General features: G+C 59.4%; 10 protein-coding genes. 4 read left to right on the top strand and 6 right to left on the bottom strand.

All coding sequences use genetic code 11. The annotated features are described in order from the left end of the window. Nucleotides 1-234: 234 nt before the first annotated feature. Nucleotides 235-1473, top strand: coding sequence for an aminopeptidase (locus tag AC6I6H_RS17345; RefSeq protein WP_497955248.1), 1239 nt, complete (start codon nucleotides 235-237; stop codon nucleotides 1471-1473). A 7-nt stretch (nucleotides 1474-1480) separates the two neighbouring features. On the opposite strand, the gene AC6I6H_RS17340 is transcribed toward AC6I6H_RS17345, so the two are convergent. The 5 genes from AC6I6H_RS17340 to AC6I6H_RS17320 all read right to left on the bottom strand — a co-directional run bounded on the left by AC6I6H_RS17340 (nucleotide 1481) and on the right by AC6I6H_RS17320 (nucleotide 8673). After that, the gene (locus tag AC6I6H_RS17340; RefSeq protein WP_497955247.1) at nucleotides 1481-3043 is read right to left on the bottom strand and encodes a response regulator; all 1563 of its coding nucleotides are present in this window, start codon (nucleotides 3041-3043) and stop codon (nucleotides 1481-1483) included. Beyond that, on the bottom strand, nucleotides 3018-4922 hold the full coding sequence (locus tag AC6I6H_RS17335; protein WP_497955246.1) for a cache domain-containing sensor histidine kinase: 1905 nt from the start codon (nucleotides 4920-4922) through the stop codon (nucleotides 3018-3020). The genes AC6I6H_RS17340 and AC6I6H_RS17335 overlap by 26 nt, the downstream gene beginning before the upstream one ends. Nucleotides 4923-5043: 121 nt before the next feature. After that, nucleotides 5044-6714, bottom strand: coding sequence for a type 2 periplasmic-binding domain-containing protein (locus AC6I6H_RS17330; protein WP_497955245.1), 1671 nt, complete (start codon nucleotides 6712-6714; stop codon nucleotides 5044-5046). Between the two features lie 88 nt (nucleotides 6715-6802). After that, a complete protein-coding gene (locus AC6I6H_RS17325; RefSeq protein WP_497955244.1) occupies nucleotides 6803-7690 on the bottom strand; it encodes a carbohydrate ABC transporter permease in 888 nt (295 codons plus the stop codon). Between the two features lie 20 nt (nucleotides 7691-7710). Beyond that, on the bottom strand, nucleotides 7711-8673 hold the full coding sequence (locus AC6I6H_RS17320) for an ABC transporter permease (RefSeq protein ID WP_497955243.1): 963 nt from the start codon (nucleotides 8671-8673) through the stop codon (nucleotides 7711-7713). A 142-nt stretch (nucleotides 8674-8815) separates the two neighbouring features. Here AC6I6H_RS17320 and AC6I6H_RS17315 point away from each other — a divergent pair, with 142 nt between their 5' ends. Beyond that, a complete protein-coding gene (locus tag AC6I6H_RS17315) occupies nucleotides 8816-9343 on the top strand; it encodes a hypothetical protein (protein ID WP_497955242.1) in 528 nt (175 codons plus the stop codon). A 196-nt stretch (nucleotides 9344-9539) separates the two neighbouring features. After that, nucleotides 9540-9959 carry a hypothetical protein gene (locus tag AC6I6H_RS17310; protein WP_497955241.1) on the top strand — a complete coding sequence of 140 codons (420 nt, stop codon included), beginning with the start codon at nucleotides 9540-9542 and terminating at the stop codon, nucleotides 9957-9959. Between the two features lie 560 nt (nucleotides 9960-10519). Here the strand turns inward: AC6I6H_RS17310 and AC6I6H_RS17305 are convergent. Continuing rightward, nucleotides 10520-11386, bottom strand: a complete 867-nt coding sequence (locus AC6I6H_RS17305) for an alpha/beta fold hydrolase (protein ID WP_497955240.1) — start codon at nucleotides 11384-11386, stop codon at nucleotides 10520-10522. A 194-nt stretch (nucleotides 11387-11580) separates the two neighbouring features. Between AC6I6H_RS17305 and AC6I6H_RS17300 the strand changes: the two genes are divergently transcribed. Further along, nucleotides 11581-12780, top strand: a complete 1200-nt coding sequence (locus AC6I6H_RS17300) for a tetratricopeptide repeat protein (protein ID WP_497955239.1) — start codon at nucleotides 11581-11583, stop codon at nucleotides 12778-12780. The last annotated feature ends 159 nt before the right edge of the window (nucleotides 12781-12939 follow it).

The following is a 12939-nucleotide window of genomic DNA, read 5'->3' as shown; positions in this document are numbered from 1 at the left end:
GGGGGACGGCCAAGCGGACGAGGTCCGGAATAAATTTACTGAAAATTTAAAATCTTTGTCTTCTTATTCTAGCGGCTTTTGCCTGACCTGTGGTTAATGCGGATTTACGTTTCGATTACAATTTGATTACATAACCTGGTTTTTGCACCCACAAACGCCGCTTGATTTGACACCCGGCACCGGGAGCGCTATAAAAAGGAAAGGATTAGAAGACGTGTCTATGGAGGTTTTGAAATGGAGCAGGATTTGTTTCAGCGCAATTTGGAGAAGTATGCGGAGCTGGCCGTGCGTTCGGGGGTTAACGTTCAGCCGGGCCAGACACTGGTGATCCGGACGCCGGTCAGCGCAGCCGATTTTGTGCGCTTGGCGGTCCGCAAAGCGTATGAGGCCGGCGCGAAGAACGTGCACGTGGACTGGTTTGACGATCTGGTTTCCCTGACCAAATACCGGCTGGCGCCGGAGGAAGCCTTTCAGGAATACCCGGAATGGCATTCCGCGGGGTTTGCGGAGATGGCGCGCGGCGGCGCGGCGTTTCTTTATGTGCAATCGACCGATCCCGACCTGCTGAAGGGCGTTGATCCGAAACGGATTGCGGCGGCCCGGAAAGTGTCAGCGCAGGCAAACCGCGAATTTAACGAATACACCCGGTCCAATCAGGTAAGCTGGAGCATCGTCGCTGTTCCGGAGCCCGCATGGGCGATGAAAATCTTCCCGAACGAAACGCCGGACCGCGCGTCGGAGCTTTTGTGGGAGCAAATTTTCCATCTGACCCGGGCGGACCGCGAAGACCCGGTCGCCGCCTGGAAGGAGCACATCGCCAATCTGGAAAGCAAGGTCGCTTACCTGAACGAAAAAAAATACCGCAAGCTGCGGTATCAAGCGGAAGGCACCGATCTGACCGTCGGCCTGCCGGAAGGGCATCTGTGGCTCGCCGCCCAGGAGAAGACCACCCAAGGCCTCCCCTTCCTGGCCAATATTCCGACGGAGGAAGTCTTTACTTGCCCCCACCGGGACGAAGCCGACGGCGTCGTGACCAGTACCAAACCGCTGAACTACGGAGGCAGCCTGATCGAAAAGTTCAGCTTTACCTTTAAGGACGGCAAGGTGGTGGACGTCCAGGCCGATCACAACGCCGAAATCCTGCGCAATCTGGTGGCAACGGATGAAGGCGCGGCCCGCCTCGGGGAAGTGGCGCTGGTGCCCCACCATTCCCCGATCTCGGATTCCAACCTGGTGTTCTACAGCACGCTGTTTGACGAAAACGCCTCCTGCCACCTGGCCATCGGCGCCGCCTTCCCTTCGGCGCTCGCCGGGGGCGTGGAGCTGAGCAAGGAGGAGCAGGCAGAACGCGGCTTGAACAACAGTTTGACGCATGTCGATTTCATGATCGGTTCGGAGAAGCTGTCCATCGACGCCATGAAGCCGGACGGAACCTGGGAGCCCCTCTTCCGGGACGGCAACTGGGCGTTCTGATCCCCGCTCAGCGCAGGATTTCCTTCTGGGCGCGGTACTCCAGCGGCGTCACCCCTTCGGTTTCCCGGAACACGCGATTAAAGTGCTTCGTGTTCTCGAAACCGACGGCGGCGCTGATCTCGTAAACCTTGAGGTCGCTTCCCGCCAGCAGCTCCTTCGCTTTTTCCAGGCGGATTTTCTTCAGGTAATTGACGAAGCTTTCGCCGGTGTATTCCTTGAACGCCTGGCTGAAGTAGCTGTAATTGAGCGACACATGGTTCGAAACCACCGCCATGTTCAGGTTCTTCTGGTAGTTTTGCTGAATGTAATCCACGGCCTTCTTCATCTCCCGGCGGTCATTGTGAGCGGAGCGTACCCGCTGCACATAATCGTCCAGGCGGCGGAGAAGGCTTTCTACGTTGTGAAAGTAATCGTGGAAACGGTCGTAATTGTGCAGATGTCCGACGGAGCGGTACAGCTTCAGAATTTCGATGGATTCCTCTCCGTACAGCTGGAACACCCGGTCGAAAATCTGCTCGTTCAGCGCCCGGCTGATGCCCTCCAAATAGCCGATGTCATAGCGCAGGAGCGTCTTCATATCCAGCACCTGATGCAAAAGCCGCTGCATTTCGGCTTCGCGGCCTGTCCCGAGCATGTTGGCGATCTTCTGGATATCATCCAGCGGCAGGGTATAAGCGGTGCTCCGGTTTTTAACCGCCTCGTAGCGGATGAGACCCGATTCGGCGGTCGACTGCAGCAGAAAATAATGCAGCGCTTTGCCCGCTTCGCTGCATGCTTCCTTGAAGCGGCCGGGCTCTCCGTGCCGTTCGCTTAAGCCCATCCGCACGGCCGGAAACCGTTCCGCCGCCATATGCGCCCAGATGCCGCGGAACGCTTCCTCCCGGTTGGCCACCACCAGCAGCCGGCCGTCCTTCTCATGAAAGCGGACGTGGACATGCTCCTCCGGCTCCGCCTCGGCCATCCAGGCGTCCACTTGAGCCAATTCCTCCGCCCGGTTGCTCGAACGGCCGGACGACATCCGGATTGCGCCGACGACATAACCGTTCTCCATCCACGCGAGCCCCGCTTTGGCCAGTTGGGCGCGAATGTCTTCTTCCCCGAGCAAATCGTTCAATAAGATATAGTTGACCCGGCTCTCCAGATAATCCTCCCGCTGCTTCCGGGCCTCGCGCATCTGCTCGGACTGCTCCTCCTGCCGCCGGAAATCCGCCTCCAGCTTGCGCAGCGCCTGAAACAGCTCTTCCCGGACGATCGGCTTGAGCAGATAATCCCGCACTTCGCAGCGGATCGCTTCCTTGGCGTATTGAAAGTCGTCATGCCCGCTCAGAATAATCACGGCTGGCTTCGTCTCCCACTCCTGCAGCCGGTTGATGAGCGCGATGCCGTCCATGCCCGGCATGCGAATGTCCGTGATCATCAGATCGGCTCCGTCCGTTTCGATCAGCTTCAGCGCTTCCTCCCCGTTCTCTGCAAGCATCGTCGTGTAGGCGCCGGGGAATTCGCGTTCGATCATGGCTTTTAATCCGACCCGTATGTTTTTTTCGTCATCTACTATCAGCAGCTTTCGCATCGGATATCCCTCCCGACAGGATAAGATAAGGCAAGGTCATGACAACCCGGGTAAAGCCCTGTCCGCTTTCCACCCGAAGCCCGTAGTCTTTGCCGTAGTACATCACAATCCGCTGGTGAACGTTGCGCAGCCCGATTCCGCCGCTTTCGCGTTTGCCGCCCGGATTCAGCAGCTCCTGGCTTTCGGCGTCATCCAGACAAAGGGCGCGATTGACCAGCTCCAGCCGCTCCGGCGGGATGCCCGCCCCGTTATCCAGCACCTCGATGGCGATGACCTCTCCCCGCTCTTCGGTCCGCAGCGTCAGCTCAAGCGGCTGGCGGCGCGCCTCTCCTTCCGCCATGCCATGCTTGACGGCGTTTTCGACAAGCGGCTGCAGCGACATCTTGAGCACCTCCTGCTCCAGATGAGCCGGCGGGATCTCGACCCGCAGGGTCAGCTTGCCGTCATAGCGGATGTTCATGATCGCAATGTAATTGCGGATATGCTGCACTTCGTCATGCAGCCGGACATGGTTGCTGGTCCATTTGAGGCTGTACCGCATCATCCCGCCGAGCGAGGTAAGCGCGTCGGAGATCGTGTATTGGCCTTCCACCTCGGCCAGCATTTTCAGGTTTTCCAGCGTGTTGTAAAGGAAATGGGAGTCGATCTGATTTTTCAGCGACTTCAGCTCCGCTTCCTTGGTCGCCGCCTGCTTATTCACGGCGTCCACGATCAGCTCGTTGATCCGGCGCAGCATCAGCCGGAAATGATAAGCAAGCTCGCCGACTTCATCCGTTCCCTTAATGTCGATATCGACGGAGAAGTCGCCGCGGCGGGCTTTTTTGACCGAGTCGCGAAGAATCGTCAGCTTCTTCAAAATCAGCGAATGCAGAAAATAAGTGATCAGCGACAGCAGGCCGATCAGCACGATCGTCGCGGCGATGATGGTGTTCCGGGTTTTTCGGATGTCGGACATCGATTTTTCCAGCGACACCACGTGAAGCACATCCGCATCCAGACGGTCGATGCGCGTTCCGATGCACAGGTACGGCTTCCCGCCCGATGTGAAGGAAAAGCTGGCCTCGCCGTTCACGGCCTTCTCTTCAAACCGCTGCCGGATTTCCCCCGGCGCAAGCTCCCGGTAAAAGGCGGCGTCCCGGTTGGCGTACAGGTTTCCGTTCCGGTCGATCACCAGCATCTGCGAGTCGGGCTGCTGCACGCTTCCGAAGGCTTTGGAGAAAAACTTCCGCAGCTCCATGTTCACTTCCAGCACGCCGTTGTGGCTTCCGTCCAGGTTCTCGATCTCTCTCGCCAGCATGACGTAGGTCTCTTTGTCCTCGGCGCTGGTCAGGTAACGCTGGACGACCTCCTTCGGCCCCTCGCTGATGTCCCAATGCACAATTCCGTTCTTGTTGACGACCGTCTCCCGCCAGGGCTTGTCGGCGATGCGCGACTCCTGAAAAATAACCGGCCAAAGCTCTTGCACGAGAGGGTTCGAAGTAAAGATCAGCACGTTCGCAATGTTCGGGTTGCTGGACAGCAAATATTCCAGCCCCGTGATCCGGCCATTTTTGAAATCGATGAGAAAGGAGGTTTCCGGCTCCGTCTCGCTTCTCAGGTATTCCATTACTTCTTTATCGGATAACGCCAATTCGGCGGTTCTTTCCATGAGGTCCATGTTGTTCAGAATGTTATTTTTCTCAAGCTCCAGGAGCGATTCGGTTTTGCGTGTGGTTTCATCAATGGTGCTGTCGTTCATCTCATTAAACAGATAACTGGAAAAGATAATAATCGGGATCAAAATAATAATGACATAGGAAGTAATCAGCTTCATCTGGATCGAAAAGCCGTCGATATAGGAGGACAATCGGGTAAACGGTCCCGGATTTCGCTTCTTCATGCTGAGCTCCCCGCTTTGCGCAAAATAATCTCCCGCCCAAATCATAACACAGGAGAAAGCCCGGAACCCCTCCGAATTGGAGGGGTTGCAGGCCTTTTTTCATAAACAGGCGCGGCGGGCTTTACTTGGCCGCATCGAGCTTCTTCAGGTTTTCTTCGTACCCCTTTTGCTGGTACTCGACTAATTTGGCATAACCGGCGTCTTCGCGGTCTTTCACAAACTTGTTGAAGATCTCGTCGAATTCGGCGTCCGATTTGGCCATCAGGAGCTTCGGAAGCGCCTTGCCCCACAGCTGCTTGATCTTCGTGTTGGCAATGCCTTCTTCGGAGGTTCCCGGAGGCTCCGTGTTGTCGAACTCCGACATGCTGATCGATTTGCCCTTGGTCCAGTCTTCCAGCTGTTTCGCCGGCTCTACGCTGGGCGGCGCCCATTGCAGGATCATGTTCGTGTCCTGCTGCATCCAGTAGGTGTAGGAAGCGCCGTATTGCTTGTCAAACGCGGTGCGGTCTTTGTTCAGAAGCTCCAGCACTTCCGGCTTGAACTGGTCTTTGCCGTCGATCGTGTCCCAGGTTACGCCTTTTTCACCGAGGTATGCGTCCTTGACGCCTTCTTCGCTGATCAGGTAGCTCAGGAACTGAATGGCGCGTTTCTTGTCTTTTACGTCCTTGGAAATCAGCGTTACGGTCCAGCCGGAAATGCTCGGGCCGGCAAGGGTCGGCGCGTCTCCGTTGGAGTTGGCCGGTCCGTCAATGGCGATATAAGCGCTGTTCGGGTCTTGCTGGTACAGGGAAATGTTCTGGTTCGCAAAGTCGGTGCGCTGGTACAGCATCGCGAAGTACCGGCCCTGTGCGATCTTCTCTTCCATTTGCGGACGCTTGTCGATGAAGATGTCCTTCGCAAGCAGGCCGTCCTGGTTGGCTTGACGGAACGTTTTCAGCCATTTTAGATATTCGGCGTCCGTGCGGCGGTCATACAGCTTGCCGTCTTTTTCGCGCGGAATGGCCAGGAAGTTTTGCAGGTAGTCCTCCAGGGAGGAGTTGCCCGTTTCGCCGAATTCATGCAGGCCGATCGGAATGAGCGGCTGGCCGTTCACATCCGGGAACTTCTCCTTGGCGGCCTTGAGGGCGGCCAGGAAGCCTTCCGGCGTGCTCATATCCGGCTTGCCGAGCGCTTCGTACATGTCCTTGCGGACGACGAAGGTTTGGTTGGAGACGAAATGCTCGCCATATTTCTCATAATCCGCCGGCGATGCGGAGGAGTTCGGGTAACCGTAGATGTTGCCGTCCGGCTGCGTGTACCAGCCGATTTTGGCCGGGTCGCTGACTTTGAAGAAGTACGGGTCGTACTGCTCCGCCAGCTTGTTAATCGGTTCCACAAGTCCGCCTTCGATCATTTTCTTGACGCCTTCCTCATACCAGCCCAGCGTAATGAAGTCGGGCAGCTTGCCGGAAGCGATCATCGTGTTCAGCTTTTCGTTTTCATTCCCCGCCGGCACGATGAAGTTGACGTTTACGCCGGTCTTCTTCGTAATGTACTGGCTCGTTGCGTCTCCGCCCCATTGGTACGGAAACCACGAGAAATTCAGATACCAGTCGAAAGTGATCGGAGACGTATCCGATTTCCAGCCCGGCTCGTCGGGATTCAGCGCGGCGTTGGAAGCCGACGCTTCCGCCGGAGCGGACGCGGAAGGACTGGCGCTGTCCGAACCTTTATCGCTTTTCGTGCAGGCGGCCATCGAAAAGGCCATCGTCAGCGCGAGCAGCGAGGTCGTGACTTTTTTTGCTTTGCCCATTGGTTCATTGCCCCTTTTCTGTGGGTTGAATGTTGTATTAGCAATCCCGCCGGCCGGAAGACCGGCGAAGACCGATAACCGGTAGCGATCAGCCCTTGATCGAGCCGATCATAAAGCCTTTGACGAAATACTTCTGCAGGAACGGATAGACAAAGACGATGGGTGCCGTGGTCACGACCATGGTCGCCAGCTTGAGCGACTGTGAGGTAACCGCCTTGGTGACGTTGCCCGGCATCGCCGCAATCATCTGGGTGGAGCTGGATTGCGCAACGACCCGGTACAGATACGTCTGGATCGGCTGCAGGCTTGGCTCGTTGATGTAAATCATCCCGGTAAAGTAATCGTTCCATTGGAAGACCCCGTGGAACAGGGCGATGGTGGCGATAACCGGCATGGAGACCGGAATGATAACCCGGTAGAAGATTTTGAAGTCGTTCGCTCCGTCAATTTTGGCCGCTTCCTCCAGCCCGTCGGGAATCTCCCGGAAAAAGGTGACGAAGATGATCAAATCCCAAAAGCTGAACATGAACGGAATAATGTAAACGAGAAAGTTGTCCAGCATATGCAGGTCGCGGATCAGCAGGAAGGTCGGGATGAGCCCGCCGCCAAAAAACATCGTAATCGTGCCAAGGAACATATACAGCTTGCGGCCGACCAGCTCCTTGCGGGAGAACGCGTAAGCGACCATCGCGGTGAAAAAGACGTGGACCACGGTACCGACAAGCGTCTTGGCTATGGTGATGCCCATCGCAGTCATGATGCCGCTGCTCTGGAACACCGTTTTGAAGCTGTCCAGGCTGAACTGCCGGGGCCACCAGTAGATGCCGCCCCGCATGGCGTCCGTCCCGTCGTTGAACGCGTTGACCAGCACGTACCAGATCGGATACAGGGTCAGGAAGCAGATCGCCAGCATCAAAAGATTATTCGCGAAGTCGAAAGTGGCTTCGGAAGGAGTTCTTCGTTTCAGAAATTTCACAGGATTGCGCCGCCTTTCGCTCAGAATAAGGAGGTGTCATTCAGCTTCTTGGTGATGTAGTTCGCGGCGAGAAGCAGGCCGAGGGCGATCACCGATTTGATCAGGCCGACCGCCGTGGCGTAGGAATACCGCCCTTGCAGAAGACCCATCTGGTAAACGTAGATGTCGATGACGTTGCTGGTGCTTTCGTTCAGCGCGTTGCGCAGCACGAGAATCTGGTCAAAGTTCGAGTTGAGGATGCCGCTGACCGCGAGAATGAACAGAATGGAGATCGTTCCTTTGATCGACGGGAGCGTGATTTTGAAAATTTTCTGGAAGCGTCCGGCGCCGTCGATGGTGGCCGCTTCGTAAAGCTCCGGCGAGATGCTGGAGATGGCCGCCAGGTAGATGATCGCCGACCACCCGAGCTCCTTCCATAAATCCGACGCGACGATAATGGTCCAGAAGTAGCTGGGCTCCGCGAGATACGAGATCGGCTCCTTGATTAAATGAAGCGCCATCAGGATTTCGTTCAAAATCCCCACGTCCGACAGCCAGGTGGCCAGAATGCCGCCAAGCACGACCCAGGACAGAAAGTGAGGCAAATACGAAATGGTCTGGATCGACCGCTTGAACAGCACGGACCGCACTTCATTCAGCAGAATCGCGAACGCGATCGGCAGCGGGAAGTTGAAGAGCAGCTTCAGCAGGCTCATGCCCAAGGTGTTTTTGATGACGTAGATCAGGTTCTCGTCATTGAAAAACTCCCGGAAGTGCTCAAGCCCGGCCCAGGGCGCCTGCGAAATGGGATAAATGATGTCGTAGTTCTTGAATGCGATGATGATGCCGTACATCGGGATGTAGTTGAAGATAATCATCCAGGCGACCCCGAGCAGCGCCATCACCTGCAAATACTTCTGCCTCATCATGCGGGCAAGAAAATGGTCCGCTTTTTTGCGGCTTTTTGTCTGTTGTCCGGCCCCGATGTTTGCTTCTGTGCTCACGTTTGGCCGCACCTCCGTCTCCTGTTCCGTTTTGTAAGCCTTTTCTATCATTCATTGTAACGGGTCCGGGGACTTGCCATAAGGACTCAGTTTTTGTTTCGGGTGGCATTTTTTCGGGTGGCGGTTATGCGGGGATGAAGGGATGTGTATCGGGGCGGGCCGGCCGGAGCGGGGCGAGGCGGGCAAAAGAGAGAGCGGAGCGTTCACAGCCAAGGGAACGGGCGGGACGGCGGAAGGCGCACCGCCGCCGGTGGGCGCATCGCCGCCGGTAAGCGGCTTGGCCGACCGGAGCGGGACGGCCTGCGGGAGGGCCGATGGGCCGGACCGAGGCGGAGGACCGCCGGTGGGCGCATCGCCGCCGGTAAGCGGCTTGGCCGGCCGGAGCGGGACGGCCTGCGGGAGGGCCGGTGGGCCGGACCGAGGCGGGCGGACGGCCGGTGGGCGCAACGCGGCCGGTAAGCGGCTTGGCCGGCCGGAGCGGGACGGCCTGAGGCAGGGCGAGGCGGACGGCCTGCGGGACGGCGCAACGCCGCCGGTAAGCGGCTTGGCCGACCGGAGCGGGACGGCTGAGGCAGGGCGAGGCGGGCGGCCTGCGGGAGGGGCGGTGGGCCGGACCGAGGCGGGCGGACGGCCGGTAAGCGGCTTGGCCGGCCGGAGCGGGACGGCCTGAGGCAGGGCGAGGGGACGGACCGCCGGAGGAGGCAAGGCCGTCGGAAGCGGCTTGGCCGGCCGGAGCGGGACGGCTGAGGCAGGGCGAGGCGGACGGACCGCCGGTGGGCGCATCGCCGCCGGTAAGCGGCTTGGCCGACCGGAGCGGGACGGCCTGCGGGAGGGGCGGTGGGCCGGACCGAGGCGGAGGACCGCCGGTGGGCGCATCGCCGCCGGTAAGCGGCTTGGCCGACCGGAGCGGGACGGCCTGCGGGAGGGGCGGTGGGCCGGACCGAGGCGGAGGACCGCCGGTGGGCGCATCGCCGCCGGTAAGCGGCTTGGCCGGCCGGAGCGGGACGGCCTGCGGGAGGGGCGGTGGGCCGGACCGAGGCGGGCGGACGGCCGGTGGGCGCAACGCGGCCGGTAAGCGGCTTGGCCGGCCGGAGCGGGACGGCCTGAGGCAGGGCGAGGCGGACGGCCTGCGGGACGGCGCAACGCCGCCGGTAAGCGGCTTGGCCGACCGGAGCGGGACGGCTGAGGCAGGGCGAGGCGGGCGGCCTGCGGGAGGGGCGGTGGGCCGGACCGAGGCGGGCGGACGGCCGGTAAGCGGCTTGGCCGGCCGGAGCGGGACGGCCTGAGGCAGGGCGAGGGGACGGACCGCCGGAGGAGGCAAGGCCGTCGGAAGCGGCTTGGCCGGCCGGAGCGGGACGGCTGAGGCAGGGCGAGGCGGACGGACCGCCGGTGGGCGCATCGCCGCCGGTAAGCGGCTTGGCCGACCGGAGCGGGACGGCCTGCGGGAGGGGCGGTGGGCCGGACCGAGGCGGAGGACCGCCGATGGGCGCATCGCCGCCGGTAAGCGGCTTGGCCGGCCGGAGCAAACGGTAACCGGGGGCAGGACGATGCGAATAGCTGCAAAGTGACACTTATTTTCTCGGCAGCCTCCCCTTTTTACGCGAATAACTGCATAGCGGCACTTATTCCTCAGAAAAGTAACCGTACAGAGAGAAAACTGAATAAATAGGTGTATTTTCGGAACTATTCGGTCACAAACAGCGAATTTCAGCTTAAATAAGTGCTTCTGGGCACTTATTGCTTGCTCCAGTCATCTGGTGAGACGCGCATGGGGATCTTCGCGGCCTGATTCCGGCAGCCGGACAAAACCTTTTCCTTTCCTCCAACAATCCTAACAGACAGGACGCTAGCGTGATGCGCCTTGAAGAAAAGCCCTCAGCAGCTCCATTGGTTCTTCCGCCCCTTTGCCGAGCCAGGTCAGGTGCCCCCAAGTATCGAACAAGCGGAGCTGCGCCCCGGCAATATTGCGCTTCGCGTGCAAGGCATGATCCGGGGATACGGTGCTGTCATTCCGGCTGTGCAGGAGCAAAACGGGACAGGCAATGGCCTGAAGCTCCGATTCGGCTACAGAGCCGGTCTGGTCCAGGTCGATCATGAATCCTTCGCCCGAGCGCTGACGGCGTATCATCTGCCGGAACTGCTCCAGGTCCTCCCCGCTTATACGGGCCAGTGCTTCGCGGGTCGGGAGACTGCTGAAGGACGGAACCATCCGCTTGAATAAGAACGCCGGAAATCGGTTGGCCATCCAATGAACAAGTGCCCATGTGCACTTTTCTACCGAAGGACGAAACAACAGTTTGGCCGCCCGGTAGGTTGAATCGCCAGGTAGCAGCAACCTCTTGGAAACCGCAGACAAAAGCGTTAAGCTTCGCACCTTTTCGGGACAAAGCGAAGCAAACCGGATTCCGCTGGGACCGCCTGCGGATATGGCGAGAACATGCGCTTTTTGCACATTAAGTTGATCCAGTAAAAAGCGGTAAGCCCCGCAGGCGCGGGACAAGGTTTCGCCCAATGCGGCCGAGGTGCCGCCGTAGCCCGGCCGGGACGGCGTAATCAGAGAATAGCCGTATGGCAGCAGCTCCCGGGTCCCAAAAGCATCCTCGCTGTTGGAATGGCCGCCATGCAAGACCAGAACCGGCTCTCCTTCTCCGCGGACCGAGTATTCCAGCTGCAGGCCGTCATACGGCAAAACTCGTTTCTTTACAGGTGTCATTTTACGTCTATCTCCTTTTCCTCTCTCTATCCCCAATCCTACACATTTCGTATCTTTCTCCGGGATACGGCGCCCTTTCATCGTCCTTCTTTTTTGCAATCCGGGCGGGGGTGCGGTTAAATAGGTTACAATGCCTTCTATTGTTTTCGGTGGGCAGGCATATTTCGATTACATAAGAAAAGGAGAACGTTTCAATGGCGACCGAGACAGCAGGAAGCATCGAGCAGCTAACGGAGCAGGCCGAGCGGGGCGGGCTGAACGCCCAGCTTGCGCTTGCCGGTCATTACCTGGACGCCAGGGACACGAGAGCCGCCATCCGCTGGTTCAAAAAAGCGGCCCGGCAGGACGGCTCGGGCCGGGCGGCGACAGGCATCGCCCACGCCTACCGGCTGGCGGCCAAACCGAGAAAAGCGGAGAAGTGGTACAAACGCGCCATTCAAAACAACCATACCGAAGCCAAATACAGCTTGGGCAGCCTTTGGCTGCAAAACAGCCGCGAAGAAGAAGGCCTCGCCCTGATCGGCGAGGCGGCGGCGGAGCTCTACCCGCCGGCCGTGACGGCCTATGCGGAGCACCTGCGCGAGACCGGCCGTTCGGGCGAGGCCCGCAGCGTATACATGCGGGCGGCCGAAGCCGGGCTCCCCGAGGCCTGGAGCAAGCTGGCCGCCCTGGAGGAAGCGGAGGGCAGCTCGGAGCAGGCCCTTGTGTACTACAAGAAGGCGTACGAAAACGGCCGCGCCGGAGCATCCTGGCACGCCGGACGCCTCCTGCTGGAAGCAGGACACGCCGGCGAAGCCGTTACATGGCTGGAGCTGGCGGCAAGCGCCGGTTACGCCGAAGCGATGTACGCGCTGGGCGGCATCATGCGCGAAAGCGGCTACCTGCACGAGGCGTGGGAGTGGATCCAGGCGGCGGCCGGGCAGGGGCACGCGGAAGCGCGCCGGCTGGTTGCGGCCGCGCGGGCGGAGCAGGAAGCCGCCGGAGCCGATGAACAGGCGGCGCCGGAGCAAGATGCGGCGGGAAACACGCCGGATGCGGAACGGTCCGCCGGTGGGGACAGTGCCGAAACCCGCTTTCGCGCCGGTGTCCGAAGCGAGGAAGAAGGCAATGAAAATGCGGCGCTGGAGCACTATTACGCCGCAGCCGTTTCCGGTCATGTCGACGCCCAATACAACCTGGCTTGTTTGTTAAACGAGCTCGGCTATACCGAGGACGCGTTCAATTGGTATGGGGAGGCCGCCCGCCAAGGGGACCCTATGGCCCAATACAATTATGCCGTCATGCTTCAGCAGCAGGACCGGATGGAGGAAGCCCTCGCCATGTACCGGGCCTCCGCCCAGCGGGGTCTGGACGTCAGCCGCCGGTACCTCGAACGGTTAGGGGAACGCTGGTAAACTTTTATTTTCGTTGCGCCCCCGCATACCGGAAAGCCGGTGCGGCGGGCGTTCTTTTTTCAGGCAAGGCAGAGCGTAAAATCCCGTTCATTATTGGCCCCGGCAGCGAAAAAGTCAACGAAGAAAACAAGCTTGCTGATCATTCCGGGAATTGTTTCC

The sequence above is a fragment of the Gorillibacterium sp. sgz306347 genome (assembly GCF_059735245.1).
The sequence above is the reverse complement of the archived record's forward strand: the minus strand, read 5'-3'. Positions and strand labels throughout refer to the sequence as shown.

Bases quoted from the DNA above. Each gene is read 5' to 3' on its own strand.
- AC6I6H_RS17345 (WP_497955248.1), top strand. From the start codon at position 235: ATGGAGCAGGATTTGTTTCAGCGCAATTTGGAGAAGTATGCGGAGCTG.
- AC6I6H_RS17340 (WP_497955247.1), bottom strand. From the start codon at position 3,043: ATGCGAAAGCTGCTGATAGTAGATGACGAAAAAAACATACGGGTCGGA.
- AC6I6H_RS17335 (WP_497955246.1), bottom strand. From the start codon at position 4,922: ATGAAGAAGCGAAATCCGGGACCGTTTACCCGATTGTCCTCCTATATC.
- AC6I6H_RS17330 (WP_497955245.1), bottom strand. From the start codon at position 6,714: ATGGGCAAAGCAAAAAAAGTCACGACCTCGCTGCTCGCGCTGACGATG.
- AC6I6H_RS17315 (WP_497955242.1), top strand. From the start codon at position 8,816: ATGTGTATCGGGGCGGGCCGGCCGGAGCGGGGCGAGGCGGGCAAAAGA.
- AC6I6H_RS17305 (WP_497955240.1), bottom strand. From the start codon at position 11,386: ATGACACCTGTAAAGAAACGAGTTTTGCCGTATGACGGCCTGCAGCTG.
- AC6I6H_RS17300 (WP_497955239.1), top strand. From the start codon at position 11,581: ATGGCGACCGAGACAGCAGGAAGCATCGAGCAGCTAACGGAGCAGGCC.